This is a genomic window from Streptomyces sp. MUSC 14 (assembly GCF_001866675.1).
Lineage (GTDB): Bacteria > Actinomycetota > Actinomycetes > Streptomycetales > Streptomycetaceae > Streptomyces.
Window position 1 is genome coordinate 16,523 of the sequence record NZ_MLYN01000052.1, and the last position, 21,781, is coordinate 38,303.

The following is a 21,781-nucleotide window of genomic DNA, read 5'->3' on the forward strand; positions in this document are numbered from 1 at the left end:
ATTCGTACGGCCCGACGCATGAAGGTCATGCGGCCGAGCCGATGGATGAGGATCGCGCCGAAGGCACGGACCGGCACGCGGCCCGACCGCCGGTTCGTCCGGCCCCGGTCCCGAGACGAGCGCGGCCGAGGCTCCCATGCTCGCTGTGCACAGCTGCACCGGAATCCGCTGCTCACTGTGCAACTGGACACTCCTCACGGCGCGTTGCCGACCGTAGATTCGCGAGGGAACGCACGGGTGCGTGAGGACGGCGAAAGGATCAGCCATGCCGGACTGGACCGGGGGAGCCGCGCCCAGGAACCTCGTCGGGGACGTGGACCCCGACGCTGCGGCGCCTGGTGTCGAAGAGACCGTCAGCGAAGCCTCGTCCGGGGACGCCGCCGCTCAGGACGCTGTGGGCATCGAGGGTGAACCGGACGGTGAATAGCCCTGCCTGACGAGGGCGGGCAGCACGGCCTGGTGGCGCAGGACCTCCGGGGCGAGGTCGAGTGGATGTGTCGCAAGCCGTCCCCGGCGAACAGGACGCGCACGTCGCCGAGGGCGCCGACCCGGACGGCGTCGTCGCCCACAAGCGGCCCACGGAGACGGACCGGCCGAAGTCACGAACACCCGTATCCAGGCCGAAAACCCACGGGCGGGGTGGCCATCACGTCGACCACGGAGCACCATCGCCCGGCAGCACTCCGGCACCTGCGGGCGAACGAAGCGGAGCATGTCGGCTGTTTCGCCCTCGCCCGGGGCCGGGACCGAAGTCACCGGCAAGACCATTCCGCACCCACGAGAGGCGGACAGTTGCCAACCGACGATCAGCATCCCCACGTTCTCGACCCCACAGGCCGCGACATACATGCGGAGGGCGCCCGACTCCGTGCCCGGGGCCCTGTCACGAAGGTGATCCTCCCCGGCGGCATCCCGGCGTGGTCGGTCACCAGCCACACCGCCCTCGAACAACTCCTGACCGATCCGCGGGTATCGAAAGACCCCCGTCGGCACTGGCCCCGATTCATCGCCGGGGACATCACCTCCGAATGGCCGCTGTACGCCTGGGTGTCCGTCACCAACATGTTCACCGCTTACGGCAGCGACCACAGCAGGCTGCGGCGCCTGGTGACGCCGGCCTTCACCGCCCGCCGGACCATGCAGCTGCGCCCGCAGGTCGAGCGCATCGTCGCGCGTGTGCTGGACGATCTGCCGCACACCGCGGTCGACGGCGTGGTGGACCTGCGGCGGGACTTTGCCTACCTGATTCCGGTGCAGGTGATCACGCAGCTCATGGGTGTCCCCGAAGGCTCCCTGGCTGTCGGTATCCGCACCTGTATCGACAACATCTTCAACACGGGACTCGGCCCGCAGGAAGCCGCCGACAACTACCGCACCACCTACATCCTGCTCAACGACCTGGTCGACCACCGCAGGAGGCAACCGGGGGACGACCTCACGAGCTACCTGGTCTCTGCCGGGGACAGCGACGAGTCACTGACCGAGGCAGAAGTCATCGACACACTTCTGCTGATCATCGGCGCCGGGCACGAGACAACCGTGAACCTGCTCGACAACGCCGTCTTCGCGCTGCTCACCGCGCCGGCCCAGCGCGACCTCGTCCGTACCGGCCAGGTCGCCTGGACCGACGTGATCGAGGAGAGCCTGCGCAGCGACGCCCCCGTGGCCCACCTGCCACTGCGTTACGCCGTCGAGGACATCACCGTCGGCGGCACGACCATCCCCAAGGGCGACGCCATCCTGGCGTCCTACGCAGCCGCCGGTCGGGACCCGGAGCAGCACGGTCCATCGGCAGGAGTCTTCGACGCAACCCGGGAGAACAAGGACCATCTCGCCTTCGGTCACGGAGTGCACTACTGCCTGGGGGCGCCGCTCGCCCGCCTGGAGGCGGCCACTGCACTCCCGGCGTTGTTCGAGCGCTTCCCGTCTCTCGCACTGGCCCAGGCCCCGGACCAGAGCGATCCAGTTCCCTCCTTCATCTCCAACGGACACAGAAGCCTGCCCGCCACACTTGCCTAGGACGATCCAACGATCGTCACCGTGTCGCCCAGCCCCGCCGCGTCGTCAGGGATCGCCTCCGGGCGCCAGGCCGTACTGCGCCAGAGCCGGCGGCAGGCCGAGACCGTCGCCACCAGCAGCAGCCCGTCGCGGATCAGCAGGACGACGATGCCCGGCAGATCGCTCCGCACGACCTGGCCGAAGCCGACGGGGAATTCGAGCACCGTGAAGAAGCACGCGGCCAGGACGAGCAGCACAGGACGGCGCTGGACCGTGGAGCGGCTGGTCAGGCAGAGCGCGCCGAGGCCGAGCAGCCAGATCATGTACTGCGGGCTGATCACCCGGCTGGTGGTGACGAAGACCAGCACCGCGGCGAACGCCGCGTCGTAGAGCACGACGTCGCTGAACGTGCGGGCGCGTACCCGCCACCAGACCAGCCAGCAGAAGGCCAGCACCGCGCCGGCCAGTGCGATCCGGGCCGCGGTGGGCACGTACGGGCCGAGGAACTCGAACGACCCGTAGTGCAGCCGGGAGGTGCCGTGCCACAGGCCGAGCAGGCGCAGGACGTGAAACGGCAGGGCGCCCAACGACTCGATCTCGACGCCGCGTTGACGCTGCTCGGTGAGGAACGCGAACGGTCCCCGGGTGAACGCCAGGAACGCGGCGCCGACACCGGCGGCGGTGACCAGCGCCGCTCCGCAGGAGCGGCGGGTCGTGCGGCCCGGCCGCGCACCGGCGAGGACGAGTACCGGCCAGACCTTGACCAGCGCGCCGATCCCGGCCAGCGCGCCCGCCACCCGGGGGCGCCGTGCGGCGGCCGGCAGGGCGGCGACCGCGAGGGCGGTGACCATCACGTCGTAGCGGGCCAGGGCCAGCGGGCCGAGCACGGCGACCCCGGCGACCCACAGCCAGGCGCCGGCCAGGTCCCGGCCGTGGACCCGACCGGCCCGCAGCAGCATCGCCAGGACCGTCGCATCGGCGGCGCAGGCGAGCAGGTAGAAGGCGTGCGAGTACGTCAGGAACGGCAGCAGTGCCGGGGCGAGGAAGACCGCCGCCGCGGCGGGCGGGTACTGCCAGGTGACGTCGTGGACCGGAAAGCTACCGGTCAGCAGCCGTTCGTACCAGCCGTGATAGATGACGACCACGTCGGGGCGGACGTCGGCACCGGGGAAGCGCACGGCACCGAAGAGCGTCAGCAGCAGCGCGGCTCGCGTCACCGCCCAGGCCGACACCGGCATCCATGTCCTCGACCGAGCCGCGGTTACCGTTCCGTGCCACCACATCGCCACGTTTCAGGGCCTCTCCGTCCACCGCCTTGTACGGGTCACACTGCCTGTGTCGGCCCGCATGCAGGTGACCACACGATGAACGTAGTGCGTCATCCTGCTGCGCCACCGCGTGAACGACTCAGGCGACCAGCCACTCGATCGGCGCCGGGCACCTTACTCCCGTACGTCGTGCCGGTTCGACGACCGTGTCCGTCCGTTCGGGGACCGGTGTACCTCAGCCACGAGGAAGGCGAGGTCCAGGGACTGGCTGCGGTTCAGCCGGGGATCGCAGGCGGTCTCGTAGCGCTGGTCCAGCTGGTCCGGGAGGATCTCCTGGCCTCCGCCCGTGCACTCGGTGACGTCGTCCCCCGTCAACTCGACGTGGATGCCGCCCGGGTGACTGCCCAGGCTCTGGTGCACCTCGAAGAACCCCTTCACCTCGTCGAGCACGTCGTCGAAGTGACGTGTCTTGCGGCCGGACGCCGTCCTGACGGTGTTGCCGTGCATGGGATCGCACACCCATACCAGCTGTGCCTCCGCCGCCTGTGCCTTTTCCACCAGGGCGGGCAGGAGATCGCGTACCTGTGCCGCGCCCATCCGGGAGATGAACGTCAGCCGGCCCGGATCTCGGGCGGGGTCCAGACGCTCGACCAGATCGAGTACCTCCTGAGGTGTGGTCGTGGGGCCGAGCTTCACCCCGATGGGATTGCGCACGGACTCCGCGAAGGCGACATGTGCCCCGTCGAGCCGACGGGTGCGCTCTCCGATCCAGACCATGTGGCCGGAGGTGGCGTATCGCTCGCCGGTACGGGAGTCGACGCGGGTGAGCGCCCCTTCGTAGTCCAGAAGAAGCGCCTCGTGCGACGCGTAGAACTCGTTCGTCAGCCGCTCGTCCGGCTCGCTCCCGCAAGCAGCCATGAAACTCAGCGCGTTGTCGATCTCCCGGGCCAGTGCCTCGTAACGCCGGCCTGCCGGAGACGTCCTGACGAAGTCGCGGTTCCAGGAATGCACCTGCCGCAAGCCGCCGTAGCCGCCCGCCATGAAGGCGCGCACCAGGTTCAGTGTCGCCGAGGACGCGTGATACATCGTCATGAGCCGCCGTGGATCGGGACGGCGGCTTCCCGGAGTGAATTCCAGGCCGTTGACGGCGTCTCCCCGGTAGGCGGGCAGCGTCATGCCCGCCCGGTCCTCGACGGAGCCGGACCGGGGCTTCGCGTACTGCCCCGCCAGTCGGCCCACCTTGACCACGGGCACGGATCCGGCGTAGGTCAGGATCGTGGCCATCTGGAGCAACGTCTTCAGCTTGCTGCTGATCTGGTCGGCGGACACGGCGGCGAACGTCTCGGCGCAGTCGCCCCCTTGGAGCAGGAACGCATCGCCGCGCGCCACGGCGGCCAGCCGGCTGCGCAGTTGGTCGCACTCGCCGGCGAAGACCAAGGGCGGGAGGGTCCGCAGTGCGGTGACGATCTCGCGCAGTTCCGCCGTGTCCGGCCACTCCGGCTGCTGTTCGGCGGGCAGACCGTGCCAGGACTCGTCCGGTCCGTCGAGCGCGGTGTGCGGTTCGTCCCTGGGAGTCGGCCCGGTCGCCTGAGGCATCATCAACTTCAGTCCTTCGCCTGGGGTGGTTGTCAACCGTTGTTGATGATCACTCTCATTTGTACTCGAAGAAGCCGCGGCCGGTCTTGCGGCCGAGCAGGCCGACCTCCACCATGTGCACCAGGATCGGCGGCGGAGCGTGGAGCGGCTCGCGGAACTCCTCGAACAGTGAGTTGCCCACCGCCTCGACGACGTCCAGGCCGATCAGGTCGGCGAGGGCGAGCGGACCCATCGGGTGTCCGCAGCCCAGTGTCATGCCCCGGTCGATGTCGTCCGCGGTCGCCGTGCCCGCCTCGACCATGCGCATCGCGGCCAGCAGATAGGGGATCAGCAGCGCGTTGACGACGAAGCCGGAGCGGTCCTGGGCCCGGATCACCTGCCTCTGCAACGGGCCGACCAGCAGCTCGGTGAGCCGCTCGACGGTCGAGTCGGAGGTCAGCTTCGAGGCGATCACCTCGACCAGGGGCAGCGCGGTCACCGGGTTGAAGAAGTGCGCGCCGACGACGCGTTCCGGTCGAGCCGTCGCGCGGCTGAGGCGGATGATCGGGATGGCCGACGTGACGGACGCGAGGATCGCCTCCGGGTCGGTGACCGTCTTGTCGAGCTGCCCGAAGACCTGGACCTTCGCTTCCTGCTCCTCAGGCACGGCCTCGAACACGAGCTGCCGGTCGGCCAGTTCGTTCAGGTCGGCCGTGAACGTGAGCCTGCCCAGCGCCGCCTGGTGTTCCTCGGGGGCGAGTTTGCCCTTGCGCAGCGCCCGGTCGAGGGAGGCGGTGCAGCGCCGGCGGGCACGTTCGATCGCCGGCTCGCTGGAGACCGCGACGCGCACCTCGAATCCGGCCCGCGCGCTGATGTCCGCGATGCCGGTGCCTATCAGGCCACAGCCGACCACGCCGACGCGTTCGACGGTCATGAGATCACCTCGGCGCGTCGCAGCGGGGCGTCAGCGCCGGTCGGGCGCCAGCGGACGAGGCAGGCGCCGACCGACATACCGCCGCCGAAGCCTGCCAGCAGCACCAGATCGCCGTCGGCCAGCAGGCCCTGTTTGTCCGCGTCGTCCAGGGCGACCGGGACCGAGGCGCTGCCCACGTTGCCGTACCGGCTCAGGGTCAGGTGGGTGTGCGCGGAGCCGAGGCCGCAGCGCTCGGCAAGCTCGGCGAGGAGGACGCCGTTGGCCTGGTGCGGAACGAAGCAGTTCACGTCCTCGGCCGTCGAGCCCGCCTTCGCCAGCATCTTGTTGAGGATCGGCGGAACGGTGTCCATCACGAAGTCGCGCACGCCGCGCCCGTTCATCCGGAAGAAGTGGCCGCCCGCGGCGAGCGTGGCCGCCGACGCCGGCGTGCGGCTGCCCCCGGCCGCGACCTTGATGAGCTCCTGGGCCTCGCCCATGGTGGCCAGATCGGTCTCCAGGATGCCGTACGGTGCGGGCACCTCGCCGAGTACCGCGGCGCCCGCCCCGTCGCCGAGCAGCACGGCAGTGCGCCGGTCATCGAAGTCGAGGATGCGGGAGTAGAGGTCGGCGGCGACCACCAGCGCGCGCGTGCCCGGATGGGTGACCAGCAGGCTTCGGGCGAGTTCGATGCCGTAGACGAAGCCGGCGCACACCGCGTTGACGTCGATGCACGCCGCATTGCGCGCCCCGGTCAGCTCCTGCACCAGGCAGGCGGTGGGCGGCTGAGGGAAGTCGCCGGTCGAGGTCGACACGATCAGGAAGTCGATGTCGTCGGCGGTGGTGCCGGCGCGGGTCAGGGCGTCGTCCGCCGCCGCCGCGGCCAGATCGGACGTCGCCTGTGTCCGCGCCGCGTAGCGCCGGGTCTCGATGAGGGTCTTACGGCTGATCCACTCCGCGGTGCAGTCCGGGATCAGGGCCTCCAGCTCCGCGTTGGTGACCACTTGGTCCGGCAGGTAGGAGCCGGTGCTCAGAAAGCCGATCGACGGGAACATTGACCTCAAGCCTTTCGCGCCGAGGAACCGAGGCCGAAGAGCGGGTTCAGCCTGTCGACCCCGATCCGGTTGCGCAGCTGCTGGTCGGTGACGCCGTGGCCGGGCTCGGGAGCCAGACACAGCACGCCGACCTTGCCGGTGTGCCGGTTGGTCTGCACGAGCCGGGCCGCCTCGGCGGCGTCGGACAGCGAAAAGAGATCGCTCATGGTGGGTACGATCCGGCCGAGTTCGAAGAGCCGGTTGCACTCCCACTGCTCCTGCAGGTTGGCGACGTGGCTGCCGATCACCCGCTTGAGCCGCATCCAGAGATAGCGGTTGTCGAAGGCGTGCTGGTAGCCGGTGCTGGAGCCGCAGGTGACCACCACGCCGCCGCGGCGGACCACGAACACCGAGATGCCGAAGGTCGCCTGCCCCACGTGTTCGAAGACGACGTGCGGGTCGTCGCCGGCACGCGCCCGGATCAGCTTGCCGAGCCGCTTGCCGACCTCGATGACTCGCTCCGGGGTCGTCTCCTCGTGGGTGTCGAGCCCGATTTCTTCCCGGAGAACCACGACGTCGCAGCCGAGCCGGCGCAGGAGCTCGGCCTTCTCCGGCGAGCCGACCACGCCGACCGGGATGCCGCCGCCGTTCTTGACCAACTGCACGGCGTAGCCGCCCAGACCGCCGGCGGCACCCCAGATCAGCACGACGTCACCCTGCTTGATGCGCGCGCCCCGATCGCCGACGAGCATGCGGTAGGCGGTGCCCGCGCACAGCGTGTTGCAGGCGGCCTCCTCCCAGGTCAGGTGGGCCGGCTTGCGGATCAGCTGGCTGGCGCGCACCACCGAGTACGTCGCGAGGCCGCCCCAGTTCGTCTCGAAGCCCCAGGCGCGCTGATCGGCGCCCATCATCCCGTCCGCGTGGGTGGCCGGGTCCTGGTCGTCGACGTAGGCGGGGCTGACCACCACGTGGTCGCCGATCTTCCAGCCGCGTACACCGGACCCCAGCCCGACGACCACTCCGGCGCCGTCCGAGCCGACGACCTGATAGGGCTGATCGTGCCGGACCGCCCAGCCGCCCTGCCTCGCGAACTGCTCCAGGAACCGGAACGTCGGCACCGGCTCGAACATCGCCGACCACACCGTGTTGTAGTTGATCGAGCTGGCCATGACCGCGAGCAGGACCTCGTCCGGGGCCAGCTCGGGCAGCGGTACCGTGCCGATCCGCAGCGACTTGCGGACGTCCTTGTCGGCGACCCCGCGGAACATGTCGACGTCCTCGGCGCGGACATGGGCCGCGGTGGTCCGTGTCGGCAGCGGGATCCGGGCCAGTTCCTCGGGTGGTGCGCCGCCGATGACGGCTTCGGACATGGTGGTCATAGCCCCTCTTCTCCTATCGCGCCACGACAGCGGCGAGCTGTTCGGTCACGTGCGCGAGGACGGGTTGCGCCTGTGCGGTGAGGAAGAAATGACCGCCGGGAAAGACGCGCAGGCCGAAACCGGCCGTGGTGTGCTCGCGCCAGGCGGCCGCGTCGTCGAGCGTCGTCCGGGGGTCGCTGTCACCGGTAAGTACAGCGATCGGACAGCTCAACGGTGGTGTTCCCGGGGCCGGTTGATATGTCTCGACCGCTTTGTAGTCGGCGCGGACCGCGGAGAGCACCATGCGCAGCAACTCCTCGTCGCCCAGGATCCGGGAGTCGGTGCCGCTGAGCTTCTTCATCTCGGCGATCAGCATGTCGTCACTGCCCTCGTGCACGTACTCGGCGTGGAACCGGGACGGCGCACGTCGTCCCGAGGCGAAGAGCATCGTGGGGGTCTGATCGCTCTCGCGTTCCAGCAGCCCGGCGAGCTCGAAGCCGACGACGGCCCCCATGCTGTGCCCGAAGATCGCCAGCGGCCGGTCGGTCCAGGCGCCGAGTGCGTTGTGCAGCCGGGCGGCCAGTTCGGGGACGGTCGGCACGCACGGCTCGGCGCGACGGTCCTGCCGGCCCGGGTACTGCACGGCCAGCACCTCGACGTCGGGCGCGAGCGCCTGCGCCGTCGAGAAGTAGAAGCTCGCCGAGCCGCCCGCATGCGGCAGGCACAGCAGCCGCGGCGCGTTCGGCCGGGCCGGCTGGAAGCGGCGGATCCAAAGACTGTCGTCCTCCGTTGATGTTGTCATGTCGCGTCCTTCCCGGTTCGGGCCTCGCCTGTTTCCGGAAGAGGAAATGTAGGGTCCTGATTGCGAATTGGCCTCATGCTAAATACGCGGCACCGGTGCGTGGACACCCCCTAGAACCCCAGTGATTCCGCAGCGCGGGCACGTATGTCAGGTCACGGCTTTAGGGGTGTGGTCGGGATTCAGTTGATCACCCGCGCGCGTTCACGACAGCGGGAAATCCCAACGCGTCGCGGACTCCCAGCCGATCACGCCCGGCCAGCCGTACACCCGCTCCGGGGTCAGCCGGAACACGGGCGCGCTCTGCCCGAACGGCGTGTGGATGCGGTCCTCGCCGGCCGAGGTCTCCCAGTTGTACTTCACCCTGACCCCCTCGACGAGCACGTTGATGCCGTCGACGCCGATCACCCGGGCACAGCTGCCCTCGACCATCACCACGTCCTCACCGGCCTGCAGGCTCACCGAGGCCCGCGGGTTGGCCCCGAGGAATCCGCCGGAGCGGTTCTGGCTGGAGAACCAGAACTCGTTCTGCCGCCAGACGCCCCACAGCGGCCGGCTGTGCGGGACACCGTCCGGGCTGGCGGTGGCAAGCCAGTAAGTGGGTGCCGTCGCCAGCAGTTTCGCCGCCCAGGACCACGGCATGGTCGGCCCCGGCGCGGTCTGGTTGAAGATGAACGCTGCCCTTCCCTCTGGCTCCTGCTCGGATTCCAACGCCTCGTCGGTCATCGGGCTGACCCTTCGCTCGTCTCCGGCAGACGTCCACGGGACGCGCCGGCCCAGTTACCGCCGCTTGATGCTTCCAGCTCAGCCGCGGCACCGACACCCCACAGAGTGCCGTGCGGGAACCGTCCGCGCCGGGGCGTGGATTAGGGGAGTTAGGGGGTGCCTCGACGTGCGGGCCCCGGGCGAGGGTGGTCCCGCGATCGTGCTGCGGCCCGTCGTGATCGGGTCATGGACAAGTCTTCTTCCGGCCGCGTCTTCGACGGGCCCGTCTGATCACGGATCACCTGGAATGGATGGGGGCTCCCATGGAGAATGAGGCGAAGCTTCGCGAGTATCTCAAGTGGGTTTCCCGCGACCTTTACGAGGCGCGCCAGAAGATTACCGAGATGGAATCTCAGGACAACGAGCCGATTGCGATCGTCTCGATGGCCTGCCGTTTTCCGGGAAATGTGTGGTCGCCGGAGGATCTCTGGAAACTGGTCGCCAGCGGCACCGACGCGATCGGCGACTCGCCGACCGACCGCGGCTGGGACATGGACAGCATCTATGACCCGGAGCCCGGCAAGCCCGGCAAGACGTACACCCGCGAGGGTGGCTTCATGCCCGGCCTGGCGGAGTTCGATCCCGGCTTCTTCGGTATCTCTCCACGTGAAGCGCTCGCGATGGACCCGCAGCAGCGCATCGTGCTCGAGACCGCGTGGGAGTTGTTCGAGCGCGCCGCCATCGACCCGGAAACACTGCGGGGCAGCAGGACCGGTGTCTTCATCGGCTCGAACACCCATGACTACGTGCCGGTGACCGTCGGCGCGCCGCGCGAGGTCGACGGCTATCTGTTGCAGGGAAACGCGCTCAGCGTGCTCTCCGGTCGCGTCTCGTACGTGTTCGGCCTTGAGGGACCCGCCGTCACCATCGATACCGCCTGCTCCTCCTCGCTGGTCGCGCTGGACTGGGCCGTGCGCGCCCTGCGACGGCGCGAGTCCACGATGGCCCTGGTCGGCGGCGTCGCGTCCATGTGCTCCCCACTGGTCATGGTGGACTTCAGCCGGCAGCGCGGCGTCGCCGCCAACGGCCGGTGCAAGGCGTATGCGGCGGCCGCGGACGGTACCGGCTGGTCAGAGGGCGTCGGTGTGCTTCTGATCGAGCGACTGTCCGACGCGCGGGCCAACGGCCACCCGGTGCTCGCCCTCATCCGCGGCTCGGCCATCAACCAGGACGGGGCCTCCAACGGCCTGGCCGCCCCCAACGGCCCCGCCCAACGGCGGGTCATCGAGGCGGCGTTGGCCGACGGCGACGTCCCGATGGAGCAGGTCGACCTGGTCGAGGGGCACGGCACGGGCACGCGGCTGGGCGACCCGATCGAGGCGCAGGCGCTGCTGGCCACGTACGGCCGCAAGAAGAAGGACGGCGAGCCGCTCTGGCTCGGCTCGCTGAAGTCGAACCTGGGCCACACGCAGGCGGCCGCCGGCGTGGCCGGTGTGATCAAGGCAGTGATGGCCATCCGTAACGGCGTGCTGCCCAAAACGCTGCATGTGGACGAGCCCACCCCCGAGGTCGACTGGTCGACGGGCAACGTCAAGGTACTCACCGAGGCCCACACCTGGCCGGAGAACGCATGGCCGCGCCGGGCCGGCGTGTCGTCGTTCGGCATGAGCGGCACCAACGCGCATGTGATCCTCGAACAGGCACCGGAGCCCGAGGCCGCCGAGCCCGAGCGGGCCACTGTGGAGCCGGCCGCGCTGCCTTTCGTGCTCTCCGCACGCACCCCGGAGGCGCTCGCCGGCCAGGCGACGCGGCTGCGCACCTGGCTCGCGGAGTCGGACGCCGCCCTGCCCGACGTCGCGGCGTCGCTCGCGCTGCACCGCGTGGCGTTCGAGCACCGCGCCGCGGTGGTACCCGCCGACAAGGAGGACTTGCTGGCGCAGCTCGACCTCCTGGCCGCCGACGGCGCCGGTGCGGCCGTCGTCACCGGCACCGCGCACCGGGGCACGACCGCGGTGATGTTCCCCGGCCAGGGCCCGCAGCGCATCGCCATGGGCGCCGAACTCGCCGCATCCTTCCCGGTCTTCAAGCAGGCGTACGACGAGGTCCTGGCGCTGCTCGACCCCGAGCTGCCCCGCGTGATCGCCGAGGGCAGCCCGGCGATCGACCGCCCCGAGTACGCGCAGCCCGCGCTGTTCGCGATCGAGGTCGCCCTCTACCGCCTGGTCGGCTCGTGGGGAATCAAGCCCGACTACCTCCTCGGCCAGTCCTGCGGCGACATCGCCGCCGCGCACGTCGCGGGCGTGCTCACGCTGGAGGACGCGGCCAAGATGGCCACCGCCCGCGCCCGGCTGATCCAGACCTCGGCGGCAGGCGTCATGGCCGCGGTCGCGGCGGGTGCCGAGGTGGTGAGGCCCGTCATCGCCGACCTGCCGGGCGTCTCGATGGCCGGGATCAACAGCCCTGGCTCGGTCACTCTCTCCGGGCTGGAGAGCCCGATCGAGACGGCCGTGGCGCGCCTCACCGAGCTCGGTCACAGGTGCCGTACGCTCCGCGTCGGCGTCGCCGGCCACTCCGTCACCATGGAGCCGATCCAGGACCGGTTCCGGGAGGTGTGCGAGACGCTCACCTACTCGCCGCCGAGCATCCCTATGGTGGTGCCGGCCGAGGAGCTGTGCACGCCCGAGTTCTGGGTGCGCCAGATGCGCGAGCCCGTGGACCTCGCCGAGGGCATCGCATGGCTGCGCGAACGCGGTGTCACACGTTTCCTCGAACTGTCGCCCGATGCGGTGCTCATGGGCCATGTCCGTGACTGCTGCGGCGACGATCCGGTCACTCTGGTTCCGACCCTGCGCCGTGAGCGCGACGAGGCGAAGTGTGTCGCCGTGGCCATGGCCACACTGCACACCTCCGGTGTGGAGGTCGACTGGGCGGCCTTCTTCGCGGGCACCGGCGCGCACCGCGTCGACCTGCCCACCTACGCTTTCCAGCACGAGCGCTTCTGGCTGGAGACCTCCCAGGTCGCCGGCGGCGACCTCGGCTCGATCGGCCTGCGCTCGGTCGACCATCCGCTGCTGGGCGCGGGCGTCTCGCTCGCCAACGACGGCGGTTTCCTCTTCACGGGCCGGCTGTCGTTGGCCACCCAGCCCTGGTTCGCCGACCACGCCCTGTTCGGCCGGAGCCTGCTGCCCGGTACCGCCTTCGTCGAATTCGCGTTGCGCGCGGCCGATCAGGTCGGCTGTGACCGGATCGACGACCTGACCATCGAAGCGCCGCTGCTGCTGCCGGAGCGCGGCGGCGTGGCCCTGCAGATCGTGGTCGGCGAGCCGGACGGGTCCGGCCGCCGCCCGATCACGGTCTCCTCCCGGCGTCATGACCCGGACTCACCCGAGCACGACATGCCCTGGAGCCGGCACGTCAGCGGCTTCGTCTCGGCGGGTACCGGGGCGGCCGAGGACGATCCGGAGCTGGCCGAGTGGCCGCCCTCCGGCGTCGAGGAGATCGAACTCGGCGACGCCTACGAGACGTTCGCGGCGGCCGGATACGGCTACGGGCCGGTCTTCCAGGGCCTGAAGGCGGCCTGGCGGCGCGGCGAGGAAGTGTTCGCCGAGGTGTCCCTGCCCGAGCAGGTGACCGACGCCGGCTCGTACGGCCTGCACCCGGCCCTGTTGGACGCGGCCCTGCACGCGGTCGCCCTCACCGCCATGAGCCGGGGAGCCGTCCCGTTCGCGTGGTCCGGCGTCCGGCTGCACGCCGTCGGCGCCTCCAGCCTGCGCGTCCGGCTGACCCCGGCCGGGACGGACTCCGTGGCGCTCCTGGCCGCCGACGGAACCGGCCGCTCGGTGCTGTCGGTCGAGTCGCTGACGCTGCGTGCCGCGACCGCGGGACAGCTCTCCGGCACCGGCCCGGCGGCCAGCGACTCCCTCTACGAGATCGAATGGACCACGGTGGGCCCGGCCGACGCCCCGGCGCCCACCGGCTGGGCGACCCTGGGCGGGGAAGCACCCGCGGTGGGCACGGCGTACGACGGCCTGGCCGCGCTGCGCGCCGCCCTCGACGCGGGAGCCGAGGCGCCCACGGTGGTGCTGGTCGCCCCCGTCCCCGGCGACGGCGCCGATGTGCCCGCGGCCGTGCACACCGGCGCGGACCGGATGCTCGGCCTGGTCCGTGAGTGGCTGGCCGAGGAGCGGCTCGCCGACGCCCGGCTGGTCCTGGTGACCCGCGGCGCGCTGGCCACCTACGACGGCGAACCGATCCGAGACCTGGTCGGCGCCACCCTGCACGGCCTGTTCCGGTCGGCACGGGCGGAGAACCCCGGCCGGCTCGCCCAGGTCGACCTGGCGCCCGGCGAGCTCGACCTGGCCGCCGTGGCGGCGCTCGGCGCCGGTGAGGACGAGGTCGCCGTGCGCGCCGGCACGATCCTGGTGCCCCGGCTGACCAGGGTGACCTCGGCGACCACGCTTGCGGTACCGGAGGAACTGCCTGCCTGGCGCCTGTCCGCCGCCCGGCCCGGTACCTTCGACGGGCTCGCCCTCATCGAGTCCCCGGAGGCCGTCGCGCCACTGACCGAGGGTCAGGTACGGGTCGCCGTCCGGGCCGCCGGGATGAACTTCCGCGACGTCATGAGCACCCTCGGCCTGGTACAGGGCCAGGAGGTGCTCGGTGGCGAGGCGGCCGGCGTGGTGACCGAGGTCGGCCCCGGGGTGACCGGCCTGAAGCCCGGCGACAAGGTGATGGGTCTGTTCTTCGGACCGTTCGGGCCGCTGGCCGTCGCCGACCACCGCACCGTCGTGCCGATGCCCGACGGATGGTCGTACCTCCAGGCCGCGACCGTGCCGATCACCTACCTGACGGCGTACTTCGGCCTCGTCGACGTGGCAGACCTGCAACCCGGCGAATCCGTGCTCGTCCACGCCGCCGCCGGCGGCGTCGGGATCGCGGCCGTGCAGCTCGCCACCCATCTGGGCGCCGAGATCTACGCGACGGCCGGCCCCGGCAAGTGGGCGGCCGTCCGCGAGCTGGGTATCCCGCAGGAACGCATCTCCCACTCGCGCACCGGGCAGTTCGAGCCGGAACTGCTCGACGCCACCGGAGGCCGTGGCGTCGACGTGGTGCTCAACTCGCTCGCCAACGAGCTGGTGGACGCATCGCTGCGATTGCTGCCGCGCGGCGGCCGGTTCGTGGAGATGGGCAAGACCGACATCCGCGACGCCGACTGGGCCGCCACTGCCTTCCCCGGTGTGCGTTACCAGGCCTTCGACCTGGTCAAAGTGCCGGCCGAGCGGTTGCGCGAGATGCTCGTCGAGGTGCTGGAGCTGTTCGGCCGCGGCGTGCTGACGCTGCCGCCGACGACCACCTGGGACGTCCGGCGGGCCCCGGAGGCGTTCCGCTTCCTCAGCCAGGCCCGGCACGTCGGCAAGGTCGTCCTCACCGTGCCGGTGCCGGCGGATCCGCAGGGCACGGTGCTGGTGACCGGCGCCTCCGGCGCGTTGGGCGGCCTGGTCGCCCGGCATCTGGTCGCCGCGCACGGCGTACGTCATCTGGTGCTGGCCAGCCGCCGCGGCGCGGACGCCCCCGGCGCCACCGACTTCGCCGCCGAACTGACCGGGCTCGGCGCGTCGGTGACGACCGTCGCCTGCGACGTGTCCGACCGGGAGTCGCTGTCCGGGGTGCTGGCCGGGATCCCGGCGGAGCACCCGCTGACCGCCGTCGTGCACACCGCGGGTGTCAGCGACGACGGAGTGGTCGGCTCACTGACCACCGAACGGCTGGACAAGGTGCTGCGACCCAAGGTGGACGCGGGCTGGCTGTTGCACGAGCTGACCGAAGAGCTCGACCTCTCCGCCTTCGTGCTCTACTCCTCGGCCGCCGGGGCGTTCGGCGCGCCGGGCCAGGCCAACTACGCCGCGGCCAACGCCTTCCTGGACGCCCTCGCCCGGCATCGCCGCAGCCTGGGCCTGCCCGCCGTCTCGCTCGACTGGGGCCTGTGGGCGACGGCCGGCAACATGACCACCGGCCTCGATGACACCGACCGGGCACGGATGACCCGCGGCGGCATCAAGGCGATGTCCGACGACGAGGGCCTGGCCCTCTACGACGCCGGCCTCGCCGTCGGAGCCCCGGTGGTGCTGCCGGTCCGGCTCGACCTCGCCGCCTTCCGCGGAGAGGTGCCCCCGCTCCTGCGTAACCAGGTCACCGGGCGGGCCCGCCGGACGGCCGGCGCGGGCGGCGGCGATGCCAGGTCGTGGGTCCGCCGCCTGCTCGCGCAGTCCCCGGCCGCCCGGCAGCGGGTGGTGCTGGACACCATCGTCGCCGAGACGGCGGCCGTGCTCGGGCACAGCTCGGCGTCGAACGTCTCGCCGGACCGCGCGTTCAAGGACATCGGCTTCGACTCGCTGGCCTCCGTGGAACTGCGCAACCGGATCGCCGCGATCACCGGCCTGCGGCTGCCTCCGACCGTGGTCTTCGACTACCCCAATCCGGGCCTGCTCGTCCAGTACGTGCTCGGTGAGATCGTCGGCTCCGGCCCGGCGGCGCTCGCCCCCGTCGCGGCCGGCACCGGCGGTGCCACCGACCCGATCGTGATCGTCGGCATGGCCTGCCGATACGGCGGCGGGGTCGACTCACCGGAATCGCTCTGGGCGATGGTCGAGGAGGGCCGGAACGCTGCCACGGAGTTCCCGACCGACCGTGGCTGGGACCTGGCCGGGCTGTTCGACCCCGACCCCGACCGGGTCGACACGACCACGACCCGGGCGGCCGGCTTCCTGCCCGGCGCGACCGAGTTCGACCCCGAGTTCTTCGGCATCTCACCGCGCGAAGCCACGGCGATGGACCCACAGCACCGGCTGCTGCTCGAGTCGGCGTGGGAGGCCTTCGAGCGGGCCGGCATCGACCCGTCCACACTGCGCGGCAGCAGGACCGGCGTCTTCGCCGGCCTGAGCGGCTACGACTACAGCAACCTGCTCTCACGAGATCCGCACGGCCTGGAGGGCCACCTGCTGACCGGTACGGCGGCCAGTGTCGCCTCCGGCCGGATCGCGTACGAGTTCGGCCTGGAGGGGCCCGCCGTCACGGTGGACACCGCCTGCTCGTCCTCGCTGACCGCCCTGCACATGGCGGCGCAGGCGCTGCGCACCGGCGAGTGCGACCTGGCGCTGTCCGGCGGCGCGGCCGTGATGTCCACGCCGGTGGTCTTCCAGGAGTTCGCGCGGCAGGGCGGCCTCTCGCCGGACGGCCGCTGCCGGGCGTTCGGCGCCGAGGCGGACGGCACCGGCTGGGCCGAGGGCGTCGGCCTGCTCGTACTGGAACGGCTGTCGGACGCGCGCCGCAACGGCCACCAGGTCCTCGCCGTGGTGAAGGGCTCCGCCGTGAACCAGGACGGCGCCTCCAACGGGCTGACCGCGCCGAACGGCCGCGCGCAGCAGAGGGTGATCGGCGAGGCGCTGGCCAACGCAGGGGTCACGGCCGCCGAGGTGGACGTGGTGGAGGGCCACGGCACGGGCACCCGGCTCGGCGACCCGATCGAGGTGCAGGCACTGCTGGCCACATACGGACAGGAACACTCCGACGAGAGCCCGCTCTGGCTGGGCTCGCTGAAGTCGAACCTGGGCCACGCGCAGGCCGCCGCCGGCGTGGCCGGAGTGATCAAGATGGTGCAGGCACTACGGCACGGCGTCCTGCCCCGCACACTGAACGCCGAGGAGCCCACCCCGCAGGTCGACTGGTCGGACGGCGCGGTGCGGTTGCTGACCGAGGCGCGCCGGTGGCCGGAGCTGGACCGGCCCCGCCGCGGCGCCGTATCGGCCTTCGGCATCAGCGGCACCAACGTGCACGTGGTGCTGGAGCAGGCGCCGCGGACCGGGGAACCGCCCGCCCCGCCCGCGCCCGACCGGATACTCACCCAGGCCGCGAAGCCGTTCGTGGTCTCGGCCCGGGGCGCCGCGGCGCTGCGGGGCCAGGCAACCGCGCTGACCGCCTACCTCGCCGAGCACCCCGACGTGGACCTCGACGCGCTCGGCCGCTCGCTCGTCACCAGCCGCGGTGTGCACGACCGAAGGGCCGTGGTGCTCGCCGGAGACGTGGCGGCGCTGACCGCCGGGCTCACGGCGATCGCCGCCGGCGAGACCGACCTGACCGAGGACGTCGTGCTGGGCGAGGGCGACGACATGGACCGCCCGGTCTTCGTCTTCCCCGGCCAGGGCGGACAGTGGCTCGGCATGGCGGTCGACCTGTGGGACGCCAGCCCGGTCTTCGCCGCCGCCATGGCCGAGTGCGACGCCGCGCTGGCCCCCCATGTCGGCTGGGACGGCGCCGGGCTGCGGGACGTCCTCACCGGAGCGCCGGGCGCACCGAGCATGGACCGGGTGGACGCGGTGCAGCCCGCGCTGTTCGCCGTCATGGTGTCGCTGGCCCGGCTGTGGCGCTCGCTCGGTGTCGAACCGGCCGCGGTCGTCGGCCACTCCCAGGGCGAGATCGCGGCGGCCGTGGTGGCCGGCGTCCTCAGCCTGGCCGAGGGCGCCCACATCGCCGCACTGCGCTCGCGGCTGATCAACGGCCTTGCCGAGCGCGGCGGAATGGGCTGGATCGGCCTGAGCGCCGACCGGGTCAGGGAGCGCATCGCCGACCGTCCGGCGCTCAGTGTCGCAGCGGTCAACGGACCGGAGTCCGTGGTCGTCTCCGGCGCCGACGACCAGTTGCAGGGCCTTCTCGACGCGCTGGAAGCGGAAGGGACACGGGTACGCAAGCTCCTGGTCGACTACGCGTCGCACTCGCAGGACATGGAGCAGCTCCGCGACGAGCTGATCGAGGCGCTGGCCGATGTCACGCCCGCCGAGGCGGCCGTGCCGTTCTACTCCGCGGTCACTGCCGCGCCGCTGTCCGGCACCGCGCTCGATGCCGGGTACTGGTACCGGAACCTGCGCGAGACGGTGCGGTTCAGCGAGGCCGTCGAGGCGCTGCTGGCCGACGGACATCGCGGCTTCGTGGAGCTCTCCGCGCATGCGGCGCTCATCGAATCGCTGGAGGAGATCGCCCGGACCCGGGGCGACGAGATCAGCGCGTGCTGGTCGCTGCGCCGGGGCACCGGCGACGCCGAGTTCACCCGCTCACTGGCCCAGGTGTTCGTGCACGGCGCGCCCGTACGCTGGGCCGCGGCCTTCCCCGCCGGCCAGGGGATCGACCTGCCCACCTATGCCTTCCAGCGCCGTCGGCTCTGGGTCGAGACCGGCGGCCCGGCGGCCGTCGGCGCCACCGACCTGGGGCTGACCTCCGGCGACCACCCGCTGATCGGCGCCACGGTGGAACGCGCGGGCGGTGACGACATGCTGCTCACCGGCAAGTGGTCGCTGGCGACCCATCCGTGGCTGGCCGACCACGTCGTGCTCGGCACGACGCTGCTTCCCGGCGCCGCCTTCGTCGAGCTGGTCACCCACGCCGGGCGCCAGGTCGACTGCGCCCTCGTGGAGGAACTGAGCCTGCACGCGCCGCTGGTACTCCCCGAGAAGTCCGGTGTGGCCGTGCAAGTGGCGGTCGGCGCGGCCGATTCGACCGGTCGGCGGTCCGTCACGGTGCACTCGCGCCGTACCGAGACCGGCGCGAGCGGCGAGTGGCTCCTGCACGCCGAGGGCACCCTGGCCCCGATCGGCACCGGGCCGGTGCCGGGTGATCTCAAGGTCTGGCCGCCGGCCGGCGCGGAGCCCGTCGACGTCACCGGCATCTACGCCCGCCTCGCCGAACGCGGCTATTCCTACGGGCCCGCCTTCCAGGGCATCCGCGCTCTCTGGCAGCACGGCGACGACATGTACGGCGAGGTCGCGCTGCCGAGCGTGGCCCGTGGCGAGGCCGGCCGGTTCGGCCTGCACCCGGCGCTGCTGGACGCGGCCCTGCAGGTGCCGGTCGTCGGACTCATCACCAGCGAGAGCGAGGCCCTGATGCCGTTCTCCTGGAACGGCGTCACCGTGCACACCCAGGGCGCGAGCTCGCTGCGGGTGGCCTTCCGGCGCAAGGGTGCGGACTCCTCGACCATATTGCTGGCCGACGAGGCAGCCCGCCCGGTCGCCACCTTCGACTCCATCGTGGCCCGGCCGGTCCGTCCCGAGCAGCTGCGCGCCGCCCTCGACGCCGCGACAGGCAGGACCGCCGAGGACTGGCACTACCGCATCGAGTGGCGCACCGTGTCGCACGGCACTCCCGAACCGATCACCGGCACCTGGCTCGCGGTCGTCGCAGAAGGGCAACCGGAGAACGGATGGGCCGCCGAGACCGTACGTCGTCTCGCCGCCCACGTGCCCGACCTGGTCACGCTCTCCGTGCCGACGGCGGAGCTGGACCGGACGGCGCTGGCGGGCCTGCTCCGGGGCGTCGTCGCGGACGGCACCCGGCTCGACGGGGTGGTGTCCCTGCTGGCCGAGAACGAGTCCCCGTACGGAGACTCGGCGGCCCTGCCGCAGGGCCTGGCGGGCACGGTCGTGCTCACGCAGGCCCTGCTCGACACCGAACTCGACGCCCCGCTCTGGGCGGTCACCCGTGGCGCGGTGGCGGCCGGAGCGGACGACCGCATCGGCTCGCCCGCCCAGGCGCTCGTCTGGGGCTTCGGCCGGGTGGCCGGCCTCGAACACCCCCGGCTCTGGGGCGGCTTGGTCGACCTGCCGGAGACCGTGGACGATCACACGGTCGCGGAACTGGCCGGGGTGCTGGCCGCCAGCGGCGAGAACGAGGTCGCCGTCCGGGCCCAGGCCGTTCTGGCGCGCCGCCTCGTCCGGGCAACCGCACCGGCCGAGCCGGAGATGCCACAGTGGCGGCCGGGCGGCACGGTACTCGTCACCGGCGGCACGGGCGGCCTCGGTGCCGAGGTGGCCCGCTGGCTGGCCGCCCGCGGCGCCGGGCATCTGGTGCTCGCCAGCCGCAGCGGAGCCACCGCGGCCGGCGCCGAGAGCCTGGTCGAGGAACTGGCCGACAAGGGAGTCCCGGTATCGGTGGTTGCCTGCGACGTCGCCGACCGGGCCGCGGTGGCGCAGCTGCTGGCCTCATTGCCCGCGGACCAGCCGCTCACGACGGTCGTGCACGCCGCCGGCAGCCTCGACGGCGGCCCGCTCGCGGAGACGACGCTCGACGAGTTCGGCGGCATCCTGGCGGCCAAAGTGCTGGGCGCGGCTCACCTCGACGAACTGCTCGACCACGACAGCGTCGAGACGGTGCTGCTGTTCGGGTCGATCTCGGCGACCTGGGGTGTCGGCAACCAGTCTGCGTACTCGGCGGCCAACTCCTACCTCGACGCCCTGGCCCGGGAGCGGCACGACCGCGGCGGCCACACCGTCTCGGTGGCCTGGGGCCCCTGGGAGGCGGGCATGCTGACCGACGAGGGGGCGGCCGACTCGCTGCGCCGCGGCGGGCTCCCGCTGCTGCCGGTGGACACCGGACTGGCCACCCTGGACCGGCTCGTCGCCGACGACGAGCCGTGCCCGGTGGTGGTACGCGTCGACTGGGCCCGCTTCCACCCCCGCTTCACCTCCCTGCGGCCCAGCCCGCTGCTGGCCGACCTGCCCGACGTACGGCAGCTGGCGTCGACGGAGGGATCCGGTGCGGGGGTACGCGGCGGCGCACTGATCGAGCGGCTCACCGCGCTGCCCGAGGAGGACCGGGAACCGGCCGTACTCGACCTGGTCTGCGCCCATGTCGCAGCGGTGCTCGGCTACGACTCCGCGGAACAGGTGGACCGCAAACGGGCCTTCAAGGAGGTCGGCTTCGACTCGCTGACCGCGGTGCAGCTGCGCAACCGGCTCAACGCGGCGACCGGGCTACGACTGCCGGTGACCCTGGTCTTCGACTACCCGACTCCGGCGGTCCTGGCGTCGTTCCTTCGCGCGGAGGTGGCGGCCGGCGTGCCGTCGGCCGCCGACCTGGCGCTCGCCGAGTTCGACCGGCTGGAGGCGTCGCTCGCCGCGATGCCGTCCGACCAGGAGGTACGCGGACTGCTGGTCGGACGGGTGCAGCGGCTGCTCGGCCGGCTCACCGGGGCGGGGCAGACCGCGAGCGCCCACGGCGATGTGCAGACGCTCGAAGCGGCCTCCGACGACGAGCTGTTCGACTTCATCAACGAGCAACTCGGCCGCCCGGGCGAGTAGTCCGCGCGCAGA

At 71.8% G+C, this 21,781-nt stretch carries 10 protein-coding genes; 3 read left to right on the forward strand and 7 right to left on the reverse strand.

What is annotated here, in order from left to right; genetic code table 11:
- The first annotated feature begins 265 nt into the window (after positions 1–265).
- Both BIV25_RS51470 and BIV25_RS31805 read left to right on the forward strand, forming a co-directional pair.
- Positions 266–427: a hypothetical protein gene (locus BIV25_RS51470; RefSeq protein ID WP_177235486.1), complete on the forward strand. Its 162-nt coding sequence runs from the start codon at positions 266–268 to the stop codon at positions 425–427.
- 464 nt (positions 428–891) lie between these two features.
- Complete coding sequence (locus tag BIV25_RS31805) at positions 892–2,019, forward strand: cytochrome P450 (RefSeq protein WP_256256374.1); 1,128 nt, start codon at positions 892–894, stop codon at positions 2,017–2,019.
- Here BIV25_RS31805 and BIV25_RS31810 read toward each other — a convergent pair.
- From BIV25_RS31810 to BIV25_RS31840, 7 genes are all read right to left on the reverse strand, one after another.
- A complete protein-coding gene (locus BIV25_RS31810; RefSeq protein ID WP_107486425.1) occupies positions 2,016–3,236 on the reverse strand; it encodes a glycosyltransferase 87 family protein in 1,221 nt (406 codons plus the stop codon). The genes BIV25_RS31805 and BIV25_RS31810 overlap by 4 nt on opposite strands.
- A 204-nt stretch (positions 3,237–3,440) precedes the next feature.
- Entirely contained in the window at positions 3,441–4,865 is a 1,425-nt protein-coding gene (locus tag BIV25_RS31815; protein ID WP_256256375.1) for a class II 3-deoxy-7-phosphoheptulonate synthase, read from the reverse strand.
- A gap of 52 nt (positions 4,866–4,917) precedes the next feature.
- A complete protein-coding gene (locus BIV25_RS31820; protein WP_071375946.1) occupies positions 4,918–5,775 on the reverse strand; it encodes a 3-hydroxybutyryl-CoA dehydrogenase in 858 nt (285 codons plus the stop codon).
- Positions 5,772–6,806 carry a 3-oxoacyl-ACP synthase III family protein gene (locus BIV25_RS31825; protein ID WP_071375947.1) on the reverse strand — a complete coding sequence of 345 codons (1,035 nt, stop codon included), beginning with the start codon at positions 6,804–6,806 and terminating at the stop codon, positions 5,772–5,774. The genes BIV25_RS31820 and BIV25_RS31825 overlap by 4 nt, the downstream gene beginning before the upstream one ends.
- Positions 6,807–6,811: 5 nt before the next feature.
- Positions 6,812–8,164, reverse strand: coding sequence for a crotonyl-CoA carboxylase/reductase (ccrA, locus tag BIV25_RS31830; RefSeq protein WP_071375948.1), 1,353 nt, complete (start codon positions 8,162–8,164; stop codon positions 6,812–6,814).
- A gap of 13 nt (positions 8,165–8,177) precedes the next feature.
- Positions 8,178–8,945 (reverse strand): thioesterase II family protein, encoded by a 768-nt coding sequence (locus BIV25_RS31835; protein WP_071375949.1) that lies wholly within the window; start codon positions 8,943–8,945, stop codon positions 8,178–8,180.
- 201 nt (positions 8,946–9,146) lie between these two features.
- Positions 9,147–9,668: a pyridoxamine 5'-phosphate oxidase family protein gene (locus BIV25_RS31840; protein ID WP_071375950.1), complete on the reverse strand. Its 522-nt coding sequence runs from the start codon at positions 9,666–9,668 to the stop codon at positions 9,147–9,149.
- A gap of 302 nt (positions 9,669–9,970) precedes the next feature.
- Between BIV25_RS31840 and BIV25_RS31845 the strand changes: the two genes are divergently transcribed.
- The gene (locus tag BIV25_RS31845; RefSeq protein WP_071375951.1) at positions 9,971–21,769 is read left to right on the forward strand and encodes a type I polyketide synthase; all 11,799 of its coding nucleotides are present in this window, start codon (positions 9,971–9,973) and stop codon (positions 21,767–21,769) included.
- The last annotated feature ends 12 nt before the right edge of the window (positions 21,770–21,781 follow it).